The sequence below is a fragment of the Pseudarthrobacter sp. lyk4-40-TYG-27 genome, assembly GCF_030209295.1.
Taxonomy (GTDB): Bacteria; Actinomycetota; Actinomycetes; order Actinomycetales; family Micrococcaceae; genus Arthrobacter.
This window is the reverse complement of the sequence record NZ_JARVSH010000011.1, coordinates 62868-78940: the sequence shown is the minus strand read 5'-3', so window position 1 is coordinate 78940 and position 16073 is coordinate 62868. Positions and strand designations below refer to the sequence as shown.

The 16073-nt window shown below is 68.3% G+C and carries 17 protein-coding genes; 6 read left to right on the top strand and 11 right to left on the bottom strand.

Features of this window, described 5'->3' with window-relative positions:
- Window positions 1-62 precede the first annotated feature (62 nt).
- A complete protein-coding gene (nusA, locus tag QRM96_RS18480) occupies window positions 63-1043 on the bottom strand; it encodes a transcription termination factor NusA (protein ID WP_018763475.1) in 981 nt (326 codons plus the stop codon).
- A complete protein-coding gene (gene rimP / locus QRM96_RS18475; RefSeq protein WP_018763474.1) occupies window positions 1043-1657 on the bottom strand; it encodes a ribosome maturation factor RimP in 615 nt (204 codons plus the stop codon). Before rimP ends, nusA begins: the two co-directional genes overlap by 1 nt.
- Before the next feature lie 106 nt (window positions 1658-1763).
- Here rimP and QRM96_RS18470 point away from each other — a divergent pair, with 106 nt between their 5' ends.
- The 3 genes from QRM96_RS18470 to QRM96_RS18460 all read left to right on the top strand — a co-directional run bounded on the left by QRM96_RS18470 (window position 1764) and on the right by QRM96_RS18460 (window position 4765).
- Window positions 1764-2864 carry a DUF4439 domain-containing protein gene (locus QRM96_RS18470; RefSeq protein WP_285320526.1) on the top strand — a complete coding sequence of 367 codons (1101 nt, stop codon included), beginning with the start codon at window positions 1764-1766 and terminating at the stop codon, window positions 2862-2864.
- A 97-nt stretch (window positions 2865-2961) separates the two neighbouring features.
- Complete coding sequence (locus tag QRM96_RS18465; RefSeq protein ID WP_285320525.1) at window positions 2962-3729, top strand: VIT1/CCC1 transporter family protein; 768 nt, start codon at window positions 2962-2964, stop codon at window positions 3727-3729.
- 4 nt (window positions 3730-3733) lie between these two features.
- On the top strand, window positions 3734-4765 hold the full coding sequence (locus tag QRM96_RS18460) for an aminoglycoside phosphotransferase family protein (RefSeq protein ID WP_018763471.1): 1032 nt from the start codon (window positions 3734-3736) through the stop codon (window positions 4763-4765).
- Window positions 4766-4804: 39 nt separating this feature from the next.
- Here the strand turns inward: QRM96_RS18460 and QRM96_RS18455 are convergent, their stop codons facing one another.
- From QRM96_RS18455 to QRM96_RS18445, 3 genes are read right to left on the bottom strand one after another with little or no spacing between them, the layout of a single operon-like run.
- Window positions 4805-6196 (bottom strand): pyridoxal phosphate-dependent decarboxylase family protein, encoded by a 1392-nt coding sequence (locus QRM96_RS18455; protein ID WP_285320524.1) that lies wholly within the window; start codon window positions 6194-6196, stop codon window positions 4805-4807.
- A 55-nt stretch (window positions 6197-6251) separates the two neighbouring features.
- Window positions 6252-7046 carry a sulfite exporter TauE/SafE family protein gene (locus tag QRM96_RS18450; protein ID WP_285320523.1) on the bottom strand — a complete coding sequence of 265 codons (795 nt, stop codon included), beginning with the start codon at window positions 7044-7046 and terminating at the stop codon, window positions 6252-6254.
- Window positions 7043-8854: a proline--tRNA ligase gene (locus tag QRM96_RS18445; protein WP_285320522.1), complete on the bottom strand. Its 1812-nt coding sequence runs from the start codon at window positions 8852-8854 to the stop codon at window positions 7043-7045. Before QRM96_RS18445 ends, QRM96_RS18450 begins: the two co-directional genes overlap by 4 nt.
- Window positions 8855-9291: 437 nt before the next feature.
- Here QRM96_RS18445 and QRM96_RS18440 point away from each other — a divergent pair, with 437 nt between their 5' ends.
- The 3 genes from QRM96_RS18440 (at window position 9292) to QRM96_RS18430 (ending at window position 11572) form a co-directional block, all read left to right on the top strand.
- Window positions 9292-10107, top strand: coding sequence for an ABC transporter ATP-binding protein (locus tag QRM96_RS18440; protein WP_018763467.1), 816 nt, complete (start codon window positions 9292-9294; stop codon window positions 10105-10107).
- Window positions 10107-10862 carry an ABC transporter permease gene (locus QRM96_RS18435; RefSeq protein WP_165837995.1) on the top strand — a complete coding sequence of 252 codons (756 nt, stop codon included), beginning with the start codon at window positions 10107-10109 and terminating at the stop codon, window positions 10860-10862. The genes QRM96_RS18440 and QRM96_RS18435 overlap by 1 nt, the downstream gene beginning before the upstream one ends.
- 143 nt (window positions 10863-11005) lie before the next feature.
- Entirely contained in the window at window positions 11006-11572 is a 567-nt protein-coding gene (locus QRM96_RS18430) for a TetR/AcrR family transcriptional regulator (protein ID WP_285320521.1), read from the top strand.
- Here the strand turns inward: QRM96_RS18430 and QRM96_RS18425 are convergent.
- From QRM96_RS18425 to QRM96_RS18400, 6 genes are all read right to left on the bottom strand, one after another.
- Complete coding sequence (locus QRM96_RS18425; protein WP_018763464.1) at window positions 11565-12323, bottom strand: hypothetical protein; 759 nt, start codon at window positions 12321-12323, stop codon at window positions 11565-11567. The genes QRM96_RS18430 and QRM96_RS18425 overlap by 8 nt on opposite strands.
- Before the next feature lie 38 nt (window positions 12324-12361).
- Complete coding sequence (locus tag QRM96_RS18420; RefSeq protein WP_109044927.1) at window positions 12362-13252, bottom strand: GNAT family N-acetyltransferase; 891 nt, start codon at window positions 13250-13252, stop codon at window positions 12362-12364.
- A complete protein-coding gene (ispG, locus tag QRM96_RS18415) occupies window positions 13215-14381 on the bottom strand; it encodes a flavodoxin-dependent (E)-4-hydroxy-3-methylbut-2-enyl-diphosphate synthase (RefSeq protein ID WP_018763462.1) in 1167 nt (388 codons plus the stop codon). The genes QRM96_RS18420 and ispG overlap by 38 nt, the downstream gene beginning before the upstream one ends.
- Before the next feature lie 34 nt (window positions 14382-14415).
- The gene (locus QRM96_RS18410) at window positions 14416-14709 is read right to left on the bottom strand and encodes a YciI family protein (protein WP_018763461.1); all 294 of its coding nucleotides are present in this window, start codon (window positions 14707-14709) and stop codon (window positions 14416-14418) included.
- Window positions 14710-14780: 71 nt separating this feature from the next.
- Window positions 14781-15263 (bottom strand): hypothetical protein, encoded by a 483-nt coding sequence (locus tag QRM96_RS18405; RefSeq protein ID WP_018763460.1) that lies wholly within the window; start codon window positions 15261-15263, stop codon window positions 14781-14783.
- Entirely contained in the window at window positions 15260-15997 is a 738-nt protein-coding gene (locus QRM96_RS18400; RefSeq protein WP_026265062.1) for a hypothetical protein, read from the bottom strand. The genes QRM96_RS18405 and QRM96_RS18400 overlap by 4 nt, the downstream gene beginning before the upstream one ends.
- Between the last annotated feature and the right edge of the window lie 76 nt (window positions 15998-16073).

Sequence of the window (16073 nt, the reverse complement as noted above, 5' to 3'; positions counted from 1 at the left end):
TTGGGCCCTTCTGCCCGAAACCGGGTGGCTGCCGGAGTCCGGCAGCCACCCTGCCTTGAACGTTATTTGTCGCGGGGGGCCGCGGCGTCGGAGACGATGTCGATCCGCCAGCCCGTCAGCTTTGCCGCCAGTCGGGCGTTCTGGCCTTCCTTGCCGATGGCCAGGGACAACTGGTAGTCGGGGACCACCACCCGGGCGGACCGGGTTGCTTCGTCGGTAATGGTGACGGAATTCACGCGCGACGGCGAGAGGGCGCTGGCGATGAAGGTCGCCGGGTTCTCGCTGAAATCGACGATGTCGATCTTTTCGTCGTTGAGTTCGGTCATGACAGCCCGGACCCGCGATCCCATTTCCCCGATGCACGCGCCCTTGGCGTTGATCCCGGGAGTGTTCGCCTTCACGGCAATCTTGGTCCGGTGTCCGGCCTCGCGTGCCAGTGCCACGATTTCCACCGAGTGGTCGGCGATCTCGGGCACTTCGAGTTCGAAAAGCTTCCGGACCAGGCCCGGGTGCGAGCGGGACAGCGTGACCGACGGACCCTTGGTGCCGCGGTGGACGTCGATCACCAGGGCGCGCAGGCGGTTGCCGTGGATGTACTTTTCCCCGGGGACCTGCTCCGGCGGCGGCAGCAGCGCCTCCAGCGATCCGAGGTTGACCTGGATCATGTGCGGGTTGTTGCCCTGCTGGATGGTGCCGGACACCAGCTCGCCCTCGCGGCCCTTGAACTCGCCCAGGACGTTGTCATCCTCGACGTCGCGGAGCCGCTGCAGGATGATTTGGCGCGCGGTGCTGGCAGCGATCCGGCCGAACCCTTCGGGGGTGTGCTCGAATTCGCCGATCGGAGCGCCGTCGTCGTCAATTTCGACAGCCCAGATGGTCACGTGGCCGCTCTTGCGGTCCAGCTCGGCACGCGCTTTTTCGAAGGCGCCGGGCGACTTGTGGTAGGCCACCAGGAGCGCCTGCTCGATGGTGGGGATCAGGAGGTCCAGCGGGATTTCACGCTCACGCTCCAAAAGCCTCAGTGCGCTCATGTCAATATCCATCAGGCCTCCTCGGAAGGTCCATTGTGTTCAGGTTCCAGACCATCCCCGGAGAGGTGGCTGAATTCGATCTCGACTTTTCCGTTGCGGATCCTGTCGAAAGGAAGCTTTACGGGTTCGCCCTGCCGGGGCTTCATGCCCTTCTTGACGGCGACCTCGGGGACCAGGGTCACGCCGTCGTCGTCCACCGACTGGATGCGCCCGGTGACGTTCTCACCCTGGACCACGTTGACCTTGACCATCCGGCCACGGGCACGGTGCCAGTGGCGTGGTTCGGTCAGGGGACGCCCGACGCCGGGCGAGGACACCTCGAGGTCGTACGGGCGCGTGTCGGCGCTGGGGTCGTTGTCCAGGACGTCGGAGAGCACCTTCGAGATGTCTGCAATGACGTCCAGGCTGACACCGCCCGTTTCCTCCTGCGGGAGGTCCACCACGACGTTGACCACCCGGTGCGAGCCGGCGATGTTGATGGCCACGTCCTCAAGGTAGAGCCGGTTGGCCTGGACGGCGGGCTCCAAAAGAGCCCGGAGCCGGGCGGCTTCCGGGTTGTGGGCCGGTGCGGATCCGCTTCCCGTACCGGTGTGGTCTGGTGAAGCCGTGGCTTCTGCATTGCTCACGATGCCGGCCGCCCTCCCTATAGATGATGTGTGTTTACTAGCGTAGCTATTTTACCGGCCCAGTGGTGCACCGGGGTTCCCCCGCAGCGTGACACCATGGTCTGTTGTGAATGACCGCCGCCATGACAGCCACCCGCGCCTGCGTCTGTTCCGTGTTGCCGCCCTCGCCTTGGCGGCGCTGGTTGTCCTGAGCCTCGGTTTCGCCATGGTTCCCGCGGAAAAGCCCGCGCCGGCGGTTCCTTCCTTTTCGGAGCAGGCCCGGGCGGCGGCGCTCACGGACGCCCTGGAACTGCGGGCTGCGGGACAGGGCCTGACGGTCGACGGTGCCGTGGATTCGACCACGGTGGACGCCGTTGTGACGTTGCTGACCATCCAGGCCAGGGCCCTCCAGTCCCCTTCCCCCGAAGCTGGCGCGCAGGGGTCGGGGTCCCCGTCGCCAGCCTCTGCCACCCCTGCCAAGGGGGCGGCAGAGGTGGTCCAGGCACTCGCCGCGAGCGGCCGCGTCCGCATCAGGGACGCAGGCGAGGCCGACGGCGGCTTGGCCCGCCTCCTGGCCGGGACCGGCACCGCCCAGCTGCTCGCGGCCGGGAGGCTCGCTGCGGCGGCCGGGCTGCCGGCGCCGCAGGGCACGGCACCATTACCCGACGCGGATGCTTCCGGGGCTGCCGCCAGCGCGTCACCCTGCGTGGCGCCACCTGCCACTGCGGCCGCGCCGGAGTCCACCGGGTCCGGCGCTCCTGCCGGCGCGCGCCAGGCCTTGGCAGCCGTAACTGTCGCCGAGCAGCAGGCCATCTATGCCTACCAGGCGGCCCTCCCCCGCCTCGCACCGGCGGAGGCGGGCCCTGCGTCTGAATTCCTGGGCCGGCACAAAGGCCTTGCCGCGTCCGCGGAAGCACGCTTCCGGCGTGCCTGCGGAGTACCCGTGCCGCAGCAGCCGGGCTTTATCCTCGATGGCGGCTTCCTGGCCGCACCTGTGGCGGGGCTGGGCCGGATCGAAGCGTCAACCTTGGCGGCCTACGGCGATGCCGTGGCACTGACCCAAGGCCAGGACCGGGCCTGGGCGCTGGGGGCGCTGGAGTCCACGGCGGTCCGGGCCGCGCGGTGGGGCGCAGACCCGGGACCGGTCCCAGGCCTCATCCTGGACGTGGGGCAACTGCCTGCGCTTCGTGGCGGCGAATCCGCCACGGCATCCCCCACACCATCCTGACCGCAAACTGTGCCCCGTTGACTCCCAAAGGCGCCGGCTCGCAGGGGACCACGCCGGAGGGGTGGCACCGGGGCGTCCGGGGTGGTTTGCTGAAGGCATGAACGCGGACGAACCGGCCGACGCCCGGGGCACCACCCCGGAAACCCCGGAGCTGAACCGCCACCGTGAGACCGAACCCCACGGCGACGATACAGCCCACCGGCTGAACTGGCTGCGTGCCGGTGTCCTGGGCGCCAACGACGGCATCGTCTCCGTGGCGGCGATCGTGGTGGGCGTGGCAGGTGCCACCGCCGCGTCCGGCCCCATCCTCACGGCGGGTGTCGCCGGCGTGGTGGGCGGTGCGGTGTCCATGGCGTTGGGCGAGTACGTTTCCGTGAGCAGCCAAAGTGACAGCCAGCGGGCCCTCATCGAGAAGGAACGCCGGGAACTGGCGGAAGAACCGGACGCGGAACTGGCCGAGTTGACCGCCATCTACCAGGCCAAGGGCTTGACCCCCGAGACTGCAGCCAAGTTGGCCCGGGAACTTACGGCCCATGATGTCCTGGCAGCACACTTGTCCGCGGAACTGAACATTGACGAAACGGATATCGTCAGTCCCTGGCACGCGGCGTTCGCCTCGGCGCTCGCCTTTACCATCGGCGCCATCCTGCCCATGCTGGCTATTCTCCTTCCGCCGCCGGAGCTCCGGATCCCGTTGACGTTCGTGTCGGTTTTGGTGGCCCTGGCGTTGACGGGAGCCCTGGGGGCATGGATTGGCGGGGGGTCAAGAACCAAGGCGGCCGTCCGGGTGGTGGTGGGCGGGGCCCTGGCGCTGGCTGCGACGTTCCTCATCGGCAACCTGCTCGGCGCCTCGGGCGTTGTCTGATCCGGTGACCAGGGCGCAGGCAGTCTCCATCCCTCCGGACCTCGAGTCCCGGTACGCACGCACCAGCGCCGGCCGGGCCTGGATCGGCGCCTTGACCGGGCTGCTGGAGGACCGCTTGGCGCAGTGGCACCTTGAGGTCGACCTGGCCCCCGCCAGCCTCCCCTGGAGCGGGCACGGCGGCATGGTGGTCCCGGTCCGGCAGGAGGACGGCTGCCCTGCGGCGCTCAAGATCGCTTTTCCCCACGACGAGGCCATGGTGGAGCGCCATGCGCTGGCGCTTTGGAACGGGCTGGGTGCCGTGACCCTGCTGGCCTCGGACACCGGGTCATGCGCCATGCTCCTGGAACGCCTTGACGCCGGGCGGTCGCTGGCTGCCCTGCCGGTGGACGACGCCGTCCCGTTGTGGGGTGCCTTGGTCCGGCAGTTGGGGCTGGTCCCGGATGAGCGCCCGCAGTGGCTGGAGTTCGGCCACATTGCAGCGCGGGCGGAGCAGTGGAGCGACGACTTTCCCGCGGATTGGGAGCAGCTTGGACGGCCTTTTCCCCGCTGGCTGCTGGAAGCCGCCCTGGAAGTGTGCCAGACCCGCGGCGTGGTCGGGCGGAGGTCTGCCCGGGACCTGCTGGTCCACACAGACCTGCATTTCCTGAATGTCCTGGCCCGTCCCGGGACTGCGGCACCGGATGGGCCACACGGGCGGGACGGTTACGCGGCCATCGACCCGCAGCCAATGATCGGCGAGCCGGAATTCGCCGTCGCGCCCCTGCTGTGGAACCGCCTGGCGGACCTGCCGGCAAAAGATGCCGGCCGCGGCCTGCTCCGGCGGTGCCACGACTTCAGCACGGCCGCCGGCCTCGACCCGGACGCGGCCCGGCAATGGGGCATCGCCAGGGAGGTGGACAACGCGCTGTGGTACGCCGCGCACGGGCACGACGGCGACCTGGCCCGGTCGCTCTGGGTTGCCAGCACGCTGGCCGGGGGCACCCTGGAGGGCTTGCCGCACCCCCATGCCCTGCCGGAGCCGGGCCAGGGCGGATAGGAGCCGGCAGCCGGCCGGAACGTCCCGCCCCGGAGATGGTCACGAAGTCCGCACGGCGGCCAGGGCTGAGCGGACAGCTTCCACGGCGGTGGCGACGTCCCCACCGCCGGTATGCCAGTTGCTCACGGAGACGCGGAGGATGTCGCGGTCCTGCCAACGCGAACCGGACATCCATACTTTCCCGTCCTCGATGATGCGGGCCGTCACCGCACGGGTGGTCTCGTCGTCTCCGAACGCGATGCACACCTGGGTGTAGCCGACGTCATTGAGGACCTCCACGCCGTCCAGCGCTGCCAGGCCGTCGGCGATCGCGGCGGCAGCAGCCGCCAGCGCGGCCACCTGGGCTGCGACCCCATCGCGGCCCAGGCTTTTCAGGGCTGCCCAGACCGGCACTCCGCGGGCGCGCCGCGACAACTCCGGGACCTTCTCGAACGGGTCCCCCGGGCCTTCGGCGTCGTGCACGAGGTAACTGGCGTGCAGGCCCATGGCTGCCCGGAGCGCCGCGGCGTCCCGGACAATCGCAATGCCGCAGTCATAGGGCACGTTCAGGGTCTTGTGGGCATCGGTGCCCCACGAGTCCGCTTCCTCGAAGCCTGCGGTGAGGTGCCGCAGCTCCGGCGCGGCAGCCGCCCACAATCCGAACGCACCATCGATGTGCACCCACGCCCCGTGCTTGCGCGCGACGGCGATGGCGTCCGCAAACGGGTCGAAGGCGCCGGAGTGCAGGTTCCCGGCCTGGAGGCACACCAGGGCGGGTCCCGTGCCGGACGCGAGGGCGGCATCCAGCGCGGCAGGGACCAGGCGCCCTTGACCGTCGGCGTCCACCGCCGTCGGCTGTCCCAGCCCAAGGTACCGCAGGCCGAGGTCCACGGTGTCGTGGCGCTCCTTGCCCACGAAGCAGCGGATCCGGGGTGCGCCGGACAGCCCGTCGCGGTCCAGGTCCCAGCCTGCGCCGGTCAGCAGCCGCCACCGGGCGGCAGCCATGCCAGTGAAATTCGCCATGGTGGCGCCGGTGACGAACCCGACGTCCGCGGCGCCGGGCAACCCCAACAAGTCCAGCAGCCAGGTGCCGGCGGCTTCCTCTATGGCAGCCGTGGCCGGAGTGGCATAGCGCAGGCCGGCATTCTGGTCCCAGGCGCTGACCAGCCAGTCCGAGGCAAGGGCAGCGGGAAGGGTGCCGCCGATCACCCAGCCGAAAAACCGGCCCGAGGGCATGGCCATGAGTCCGGGTTCGGCCGCTGCGGCAAGCAGGTCGATGACCTCTGCTGCCGGCATGCCGGCGTCCGGGAGCGGCCCGCCAAAGGCTGCGGCAAGCTCGGACGCGTGCAGGCTGGGCCCCACAGGCCGGATTGGAAGGCTGGCCAGCCAGGCTTGGGTGTGCCTCGCCGCGGCCGCGAGTGCCGGTGCGTACTCGTCATCCCCGGGTGCCATACCTGCATGCTACGCCCGGGCGGGTTCCGCCACGAGGAGCAGTTTTGCGCACCGGTCAGGCGAAGTTGTCCTCCCAGACGTCGTAGCCGAGCTTGACGATCAGCGCGGCGACAACCACCAGGAAGACCACCCGGACAAACTTGCTGCCCTGGTTCACAGCGGTGCGGGCGCCAAGGTAGCCGCCGGCCATGTTGGCTGCCCCGAGCAGCAGGCCGAGGCCCCACAGGATGGACCCGTGCGGCAGGAAGAACAGCAGCGCACCGGCGTTGGTGGCCATGTTCACGATCTTGGCTTTGGCGCTGGCCTCCAGGAACGCGTAGCCCATGGCGGACACCAGGGCGATGACCAGGAAGGACCCCGTCCCGGGACCGATGAGTCCGTCGTAGAAGCCGATCACGGCACCGATGAGGCAGGCGACGACGTAGTGCTTGTGGCCGTCGTGCCGCAGCGCCGTCAGGTCGCCCACAGTGGGCTTCAGCGCGGTGAAGAGCGCGACGGCGACCAGCGCCAACACGATGATCGGCTTGAACACCCCGGCGGGCAGGGAAGCGGCCAGGCTGGCGCCGCCAAAACTGCCCGCCAAGGCAATGGCTGCCATGGGAACGGCGGTCCGAAGGTCTGGTCCCACCCGCCGGTAGTACGTCGCTGCACTCGTGGCGGTTCCGAAGATGGAGCCCATCTTGTTGGTGGCCAATGCCTGCACCGGCGCGATGCCGGGAACCAACAGCAGCGCCGGAAGCTGGATGAGGCCTCCCCCGCCCACTACCGCATCAACCCAGCCGGCCGCGAACCCAGCTACCACGATCAGGATGATGGTGGTGAGCTGGATCGATTCGAAGCCGGAGATCACCGGTTGCGGACGGCGTTGACCACGTAGTCGACGGCCTTGTCCACTGCAACGTTCTCGGCCTCGCCGCTGCGGCGGTCCTTGATCTCCACCACGCCGTCCACCAGTCCGCGGCCTACGGCCAGGATGGTGGGCACGCCCACAAGCTCGGCATCGCCAAACTTCACGCCGGGCGAGACTTTGGGGCGGTCGTCGTAGATCACGGAGAGGCCGGCCTCTTCGAGTTCTGCGGACAACTTTTCCGCTGCCTGGAAGATTTCGTCCCCGCGGCCCACGGCCACGACGTGGACGTCGGCCGGAGCCACCGTGCGGGGCCAGACCAGGCCGCGCTCGTCATGGTTGGCTTCGGCAAGCGCGGCAACGGCACGGGTGACGCCGACGCCGTAGGAGCCCATGGTGACCACCACCTGCTTGCCATTCTGGTCCAGGACCTTGAGGTCAAGGGCTTCGGCATACTTGCGGCCGAGCTGGAAGATGTGGCCCATCTCGATGCCGCGGGCCGTCTCCAGGGGGCCGGAACCGTCAGGTGAGGGGTCCCCTGCGCGGACTTCGGTGCACTCGATGACGCCGTCCCAGGTGAAGTCGCGTCCGGCCACCAGGCCGAAGACGTGCTTGCCTGCCTGGTTGGCACCGGTAATCCACGTTGTTCCGCTGACCACGCGCGGGTCCACCAGGTACAGCAGCTTGGTGGCACTCTCGGTGCCCAGGAGCGGCTGGTCGAGCGACAGGCCGGGGCCCAGGTAGCCCTTGACGATCAGGGGCTGCTTCTTGAGGTCTTCCTCGCCGGCCTGCTCGAGGCCGATCTCGCCCGCGATCGGCAGGAACGCACCAATGTTGGCTTCCACGCGCTTGAGGTCCACGGCGCGGTCGCCGGGAACGCCGATGACCACCAGCTGCCGCTCGCCGGTGGGCAGCGTCACGGCGAGGACCACATTCTTCAGCGTGTCAGAGGCGCTCCAGGCGCCGCCGTCGGCCTCTGCCCGCGGGGCAATCTGGTTCGAAGCCGCCACCAGCGTCTCGATGGTGGGCGTATCCGGGGTGTCCAGGACTTCGGCGGCCGGGGCGTTGCTGAAGTCGATCTCGTCGGGAACCACGGTGGTGACGGCCTCGACGTTGGCTGCATACCCGCCGGCGGAACGGACGAAAGTGTCCTCCCCGATTTCGGTGGGGAACAGGAATTCCTCGCTCTTGGACCCGCCCATGGCACCGGCGGTGGCTGCCACCGGAACCACCTCGAGGCCCAGGCGTTCGAAGATCTTCAGGTAGGCGCCCCGGTGGGCTGCGTAGCTGGCATCCAGGCCGGCGTCGTCGACGTCGAAGGAGTAGGAGTCCTTCATGATGAACTCACGGCCGCGCAGGAGGCCCGCACGCGGGCGTGCTTCATCGCGGTACTTGTTCTGGATCTGGTACAGGCTCAGCGGGAGGTCCTTGTAGGAGGAATACAGGTCCTTGACCAGGAGCGTGAACATTTCCTCGTGCGTGGGAGCCAGCAGGTAGTCGGCGCCTTTGCGGTCCTGGAGCCGGAACAGGCCCTCACCGTATTCGGTCCACCGGTTGGTGGCCTCGTACGGTTCGCGCGGGAGGAGTGCCGGGAAGTGCACTTCCTGGGCGCCGATGGCGGCCATTTCCTGGCGGATGATCTCCTCGACCTTGCGCAGGACGCTCAGCCCCAGCGGAAGCCACGTGTAGATTCCGGGAGCCGCGCGGCGGATGTAGCCGGCGCGGACCAACAGTTTGTGGCTGGCAACCTCGGCATCGACGGGGTCTTCGCGCAGCGTGCGCAGGAAAAGCTGGGACAGTCGTAGGACCACGGGTGGTATCCGTTTCTGGGGAAGTGCTGGGTCAGCAGGGCCGGACAATTCGTCTGGGTACTAATCTACCGGCACACGCCCTGCGGCACTGACTGGAGGGGCAGCCCGCCCGGGCCGGGAAGCCCGCTGCGCCGGGAAACAGTAGGGCCACGCCCGGAAAATACAAAGCCCCTGGCCCCCCAGTGAGGCTGGTCATCGCATCCGGGCGTGGCCCAACGCCGTTATCGCCTAAGTACTGGTGAGGACTGGTGAGACCGCCCACCCCACTTCCAGCGCAGCTAGATTGAACCTATGTGATGGTGAACACGTTTGACAAGTGTTTCTGCGCCGGAGGATTCCCTTGCCCCCTCGGCCACCCCGGCCTACATTTAATTCACCAGGTGATGAATTCCCCGGCGGATCCGTCAGGGGAAGCCCTGCGCGGCGACGGAGGCGTTATGACCCACCCGGAAGCACCCCTGGCGGAGGTCCGCCGGCAGGCCATCCCGGCCGTCGCGGCGTCCTCACTGACCGTGAAACTGGGACGGCGTACCGTGCTGGCCGGGCTGAACTTCAGCATTCCAGCAGGACGCATCACCGGTCTGCTGGGACCCTCCGGAAGCGGCAAGACCACGCTCATGCGCACCATCGTGGGAGCGCAGCGCATAGCCGGCGGCACCGTCGAGGTGCTGGGCCTGCCGGCGGGCAGTGCCACCTTGCGGCGGCAGGTTGGGTACGTCACCCAGTCCCCCAGTGTCTATCCGGACCTGACCGTCGAAGCGAACGTCCGCTATTTCGGTGCCATGCACCGGAAAGGGAAAGCCGACGTGGCCGAGGCGGTTGCCGCCGTCGGCCTCGAAGCCCTGGCACGCCGCAAGACCGCCGACCTCTCCGGCGGCCAGGTCAACCGCGTCTCCCTGGCCTGCGCACTGGTGGCCCACCCCCGCCTTTTGGTGCTGGACGAGCCCACCGTCGGCCTGGACCCTGTCCTCCGGGCCGACCTGTGGGAACGGTTTCGGGCCATGGCGCGGGCCGGGACCACCCTCCTGGTCTCCAGCCACGTCATGGAGGAGGCCAGCCGCTGCGACACGCTGCTGCTGTTGCGGGAGGGCCGGCTCCTCGCGCAGCTCACTCCGGACGAGCTCAGCAGGCGCGGGCACAGCAGCAACCTGGAACAGGCCTTCCTGGCCATCATCCGGAACGCGGACCACGCCGGGACAGGCGATGAACCGGAAGCCGTGGCATCGTCCCGCCCGGAGGGGACGGTGCACTGATGGACATCCTGATGATGCTCGCCACCACCCGCCGGGTGCTCAGCCAGCTCCGCCACGACCACCGCAGCATCGCCCTGATCCTGGTGGTGCCGGCGCTGCTGCTCACGGCGGTGTACTTCCTCTATGAGAATGAGGTGCTGCCGCCGGGTGTTCCCCGGACGTTCGACCGGGTTGGCCTGATGATGCTGGCCATCTTTCCGTTCGTGGTGATGTTCCTGGTCACGTCCATCACCATGCTGCGGGAACGCACGTCCGGGACCTTGGAGCGGCTGCTCACCACGCCGGTGCACAAGGCGGACCTGTTGTTCGGGTACGGCGTGGCTTTCTCCCTGATGGCCGCACTCCAGTCACTCGTGGCCACAGCGGTGGCCTACTGGATTTTTGGCCTGGACATCGCCGGCGCCCCCGGCTACGTGGTGCTGATCGCGGTGATCAACGCGGTCCTGGGCGTCGCGCTGGGCCTGTTCTGTTCGGCCTTTGCCAGGACCGAATTCCAGGCCGTCCAGTTCATGCCGGTAGTGGTGGTGCCGCAGATCCTGTTGTGTGGACTGTTCGTTGCCCGGGACCGGATGAATGACGTACTGGAAGCCATCTCCAACGTGCTCCCCCTGACGTACTCGGTGGACGCCCTCCAAGAGGTCGCCGCCCATACTGAGGCAACCAGCCGGTTGTGGCAGGACGCGGCGGCCATGGCCGGCATCTCGCTCGGCGTGCTGGTGCTTGCCGCGTTGACGCTCCGCCGGCGGACAGCGTGACCTTTCCCGGGCCAGCGGATCCGGGAGGGAGTCCGGCAGCGGATCCGGCAGGGAGTCCGGCGGGTTCCGCCGGCCGCCCGGCGGGCTCCGGCCGCCCGGCGGGCTCCGGCCGCCCGGCGGGTTCCGGGCGCCGCGGACGCCGCGTGGGCGCCACCGCGTCCCGCGACCACATCCTCGACGCCGCCCGGAGGCTTTTCGCCGAACACGGCTTTGACGGGACCAGCCTGCGCCAGGTGGCCCGCGCCGCGGGAGTGGATCCGGCCATGATCCACCATTTCTTCAACGGCAAGGACGAACTCTTTGCCCTCAGCGTGGAACTGCCTGCCGACCCGGAGCAGGTCCTTGCGGGCATGGCGGAATCGGACCCTGACCAGCGGGCCGAGTTGATGGTCCGCACGGTCCTCCGGCTCTGGGAAAGCCCCGCCCAGGCCGGCCTCCTGGCCTTCCTGCGCGGAACCATCGGGTCCACGGCCAGGACGTCGCAGCTTCGGGAGGCGGTGGCACGCCGGGTGATCACCAGGATCACGGCTTCGGTTCCCGGGCCGCCGCAGGAAGTGGCGCTGCGCGGAAGCCTCGTGGCAACCCAGATCGTGGGTTTGATGATGGTCCGTTACGTGGTGCGGCTGGAACCGCTCGCGTCAGCACCCGCGGATGATGTGGTGCGGCTGGTGGCACCCACGGTGCAGCGCTACCTCACCGGCCCTATTTGACCAGGGCAGCAGCCGAGTCGAGGAGCGCACCGGCCCGTTGGACGGCGTCGTCCTCGCTCGCGCCCCCGGAGGCGACGGAAGTGAGCACCACGCCCTGCTGCACCGCCTGCGCCGTGACCGTGGACTGCGTACGGCCGTCCGGCAAGGTGGCGTCCGTACGATATGCGAAGACGCCGGGAACAGAGCCCACGCCCTGCAGGGCCTTCACGGTGACCGATACCTCCATGCCCGAGGCCGTCATGGTCATGGAGGAGCACTTGGCCAGCTGGTCCGCGGAGCTGGCCACCTTGCCCAGCAGGCTCTGGTCCAGGCCGGCGATCAGCGATAGCGCGGTCGCCGCGCCGGTGCCGGCGTCGGTGCTCATGCCGATGGCCATGGTGGCGCCATCGACGTTCGGCACGGCGCTGGCAGCTGCGAGTTCCTTGCACTCCGCGGGCTTGACGTCGATCGACGCGAGCATAGTCTTGGTCTGGTCCAGCGTCTTGGTGATATCAACGGCGGGCAGGACTGTCAGCCTGCGGTCCGCCGAGTCCCTGACCTGCCCCACGATGGCAGCAAGCTGTTCGGACGTATAGGCCTTGGCGGTAGGCGTGGGCGTTGCCGTGGGAGTTGGGGCGGCTGTGGTCTGTGACGCCGCTGGCGCTGCGGTCGGGGAATCCGCGGCCTGCGGGGTGGCCGGTCCCCCGCACCCGGATACCGCCATGGCCAGGAGGGCAGAAGCCCCGAATGTTCCCAGCACGGTCTTCTTCATTTTTCCCCCAATTTTCAGTTCTCCTCCGGCGGACGCCGCTAGAAAAGAACTGTAGCGAACGTACCCACCTGCCGGAAGCCGACACGTTCGTACGTGGACCGGGCCTTGGTGTTGAAGCCGTTGACGTACAGGCTGGTCACGGGCGCGATCTTCTGCGCTCTTTCCACCACGGCGGACATGTAGCCGGAGCTCAGCCCCTGGCCGCGGTACCGGGGATTCATCCACACGCCCTGGACCTGGGTGACGTCCGCGGTGACGGCCCCCAGTTCGGCCTTGAAAACCACTTCATGTGCCTCGTTCAGGTGGACCAATGAGTGGCCCTGCCGGATGAGGCCTTCCACCCGGCGGCTGTAGAACTCCCGGCCGCCCAAGTATGGCGAGTACCCTACTTCTTCCTCAAACATGGCGGCGCAGGCCGGAAGGATACGGTCAAAGTCGGCCAGGTTGCCCTGGGCCAAACCCGGGTGGGGCTGGACCCGTGGCCGCTCCGCGATGACCATCAGCGGCTGGTCCGCCCGCACTTCGTGGGCACGGTGGCCCAGTTGGGCGAGTTCCGCATGAAGGGCCAGCACTGCCTCTGCGGGGCCAAAGGCGGACGCATACCGGCGCCCGGAGCTGTTCGCGGCCCCGGCTACCAGCGGCGCAAGGGCGGGGTCAAGCTGGACCGGCACCAGGTTTGCCCCGGCCCAGCAGGCACCGGAAAGGACGCCGTTGTCGAAGACGCCCAGAACGCCGGCGCCTCCGGCGGTGGGTGCTGCGGTGCCCGTGGCGCGCAAATGCGCCAGGATGAACACGTTGGTAACGGGATCCTGCTGCGCCAGACTGGCCAGCGCCGCGGTGTCCTGGCCGTCAAGCGTTCGGACGGAAATACCCGCAGGGTCGGGATCGTCCCTACGAGACGCTAACCACGGGGCTACCCTTGACAGCATCTTCGCCATCGGCCTCCCCCATCTCTTCCGCGATACGCATGGCCTCTTCGATCAGTGTCTCAACAATCTGGCTCTCAGGGACAGTCTTGATGACCTCGCCCTTCACAAAGATCTGGCCCTTGCCGTTTCCGGACGCAACGCCGAGGTCCGCTTCGCGGGCCTCGCCCGGACCGTTCACGACGCAGCCCATGACAGCGACGCGCAGCGGGATCTCCATCCCTTCCAGCCCGGCGGTGACCTGCTCGGCCAAAGTGTAGACGTCCACCTGGGCCCGTCCGCAGGAGGGGCAGGAGACGATTTCCAGCTTGCGGGGACGAAGGTTGAGGGACTGGAGGATCTGGTTGCCCACCTTGATTTCCTCCACCGGCGGGGCGGACAGGGACACCCGGATGGTGTCACCGATCCCCCGGGACAGCAGGGCCCCGAACGCGGTGGCGGACTTGATGGTCCCCTGGAACGCGGGGCCGGCCTCGGTGACGCCGAGGTGCAGCGGCCAGTCGCCCTTTTCGGCGAGCATTTCGTAGGCGGCCACCATGATCACGGGGTCGTTGTGCTTGACCGAGATCTTGAAGTCGTGGAAGCCGTGTTCCTCGAAAAGGGACGCTTCCCAGACAGCGGACTCGACGAGCGCTTCGGGGGTGGCCTTGCCGTACTTCTTGAGGATGCCCGGTTCCAGGGAGCCTGCATTGACGCCGATCCGGATCGAGGTGCCGTGGTCCTTCGCGGCGGCCGCGATTTCCTTGACCTGGTCATCGAACTTCCGGATGTTCCCGGGGTTCACGCGCACTGCCGCGCAACCGGCCTCGATGGCGGCGAAGACATACTTGGGCTGGAAGTGGATGTCTGCGATCACCGGGATCTGGGACTTGCGGGCGATGATGGGCAGCGCCTCGGCATCGTCTGCGGACGGGCACGCGACGCGCACGATGTCGCAGCCGGACGCCGTCAGCTCAGCAATCTGCTGGAGGGTGGCGTTGATGTCCGTGGTGGGCGTGGTGGTCATGGACTGCACGCTGATGGGGAAATCAGATCCCACGCCTACCGAGCCGACTTTGATCTGGCGCGTCTTGCGGCGGGGTGCCAGGACGGGCGGCGGTGCTGACGGCATTCCCAGGCTGACCGAGGTCACGTGGACTCCTTGGGTTGAAAGGGTAGGGATGCGGTTACGCGGCGAGCCCGGCAAGCATGCCGGTGACCGGTGACCATTCAGTGATGCGGGTCCCGGCGATGACGCCGGCCGCGGCAAACGGGTCCTGCTTAAGGATCGAGTTCAGGGCAGCTTCGTCTGTTGCCGTGAAGATCAGGAGGGCACCGGCCCCGTCGCCGTAGGGTCCGCTGGCCACGATGACACCGTCCTGCGCCAGGCCGCCTGTCCATTCGCGGTGCGCGGGCCGGACCTCGTTGCGGGTTTCGGTGGAGTTGGCGGCGTAAACGTACTCAACGGCAAAAACTGTCATACGGCTACCCTATCGCCATGGCTGCCTTCGTACCCATCCGGGCTGTCCCGGTTCGAGGACGCGGTGGACGTTTACTGCAGGAAAAGGACTTTGGCGGCGGCTGCGGTTCCTGCCGCCCAGAGCATGGAGGTGAGGGTTCCGATGATGAAGCGCTCCGCGGCCACAGGGGTCTCCTTGAGTTCAGCGAACCTGCCGAGGCCCTTGATCGCGACGATGTAGGCGATGGCGACCGGCTGGCCGGCCAGGATGGCAAGGCATACGCCGAGCCGTTCCAGCACGCCGATGATGGCGCCGCCGCGCAGGATGCGCTGGCCCGGAGCCGACGCGGCTGCGTCCGTTCCGTTCGACGCCGCCGGCCCGGGTTGCGCCGTCAGCTCGCCGTCCACCGTGACGTCGGCAGACGGGTCCTGGGCAGCGGAGCCGGCGTCCGTTGCCGTCGTGGCGGCATCGGCTTTGTCGTCAATGGTCCTGGCGAGCTTGAACACCAAGGCCGTCACCGGCCATCCCACGAAACCTGCCACCGCCAAGGCCACGGCCACCCACACTGCGGTCACTTGACTCCTCCATCGCCGGCTCCGGTTTCCTGTACGGCCGGGACCACCTGTGCTTGGGCGAGATCAAGCAGCAGCGATGCGGCCGGCCGTGCTGCCCATTCTTCCTGCCATCCGGAGCGAAGCACGGTACGGCTCACGGACTGCTCCGATATTCCAAGTTCCCTGGCCACCTGCTTTTGGCTGCCGTGCCGGGCCGGACCAGGCCGGCCGGCTCCGGGCGCGCCGGCGTCCAGGTGCCGCAGCGCGTCAACCACCCGCCACTGGGCTTCCGTCCGCTCTTGGACCAGGCGGCCCAGCAGCCGGAGCACCGCTTCGGCTTTGGCGCATGTCCGCTCCCCTTCCCCGGCCGGGGTATTCCCGCCCGCCTCCCCCGCCATGATGCCGGCCACCACTGACACCGGCACTTGGGAAGCGGCGGCCTTGGCGCGCTCAACGGCCTTCCGGGCAGCCACGAACGCGGTTCCGGTGCCTTCCCGCGGGCTGGCACCCGCCGGCAGCGTCACGGTTCCGACGCCGATGCCGACGTACCAGTGCCCTTCGCGGAGCGCGTACAGGGCGATGTCCACGACGGCATCAGCGTCCCGCACCACCCCTTGGACTTCGTCGCCGACCGACCGCTCGAAAGCCGGCCTGCCGGCCCCGGCAGGTTCGAGGCGCGCGATCTGCTCAATGAAACCCGGGACCCGGTCCAGGTCACCCGTGCTGCCACGCTGGTCGATCGTCATTACGAACATAGATCAACCATAGGCGGGTGATTCATAACAATCAATCAAATCTGACTGATTTAGCAAAGTCAGCCTAAATCGGCTG

Coding starts and splice junctions, on each gene's coding strand:
- QRM96_RS18455 (WP_285320524.1), bottom strand. CDS start 6,196: ATGGCACCCGGGGATGACGAGTACGCACCGGCACTCGCGGCCGCGGCG.
- QRM96_RS18420 (WP_109044927.1), bottom strand. CDS start 13,252: ATGCTGTCAAGGGTAGCCCCGTGGTTAGCGTCTCGTAGGGACGATCCC.
- nusA (WP_018763475.1), bottom strand. CDS start 1,043: ATGGATATTGACATGAGCGCACTGAGGCTTTTGGAGCGTGAGCGTGAA.
- QRM96_RS18425 (WP_018763464.1), bottom strand. CDS start 12,323: ATGAAGAAGACCGTGCTGGGAACATTCGGGGCTTCTGCCCTCCTGGCC.
- QRM96_RS18440 (WP_018763467.1), top strand. CDS start 9,292: ATGACCCACCCGGAAGCACCCCTGGCGGAGGTCCGCCGGCAGGCCATC.
- QRM96_RS18465 (WP_285320525.1), top strand. CDS start 2,962: ATGAACGCGGACGAACCGGCCGACGCCCGGGGCACCACCCCGGAAACC.
- QRM96_RS18410 (WP_018763461.1), bottom strand. CDS start 14,709: ATGACAGTTTTTGCCGTTGAGTACGTTTACGCCGCCAACTCCACCGAA.
- QRM96_RS18400 (WP_026265062.1), bottom strand. CDS start 15,997: ATGTTCGTAATGACGATCGACCAGCGTGGCAGCACGGGTGACCTGGAC.
- QRM96_RS18435 (WP_165837995.1), top strand. CDS start 10,107: ATGGACATCCTGATGATGCTCGCCACCACCCGCCGGGTGCTCAGCCAG.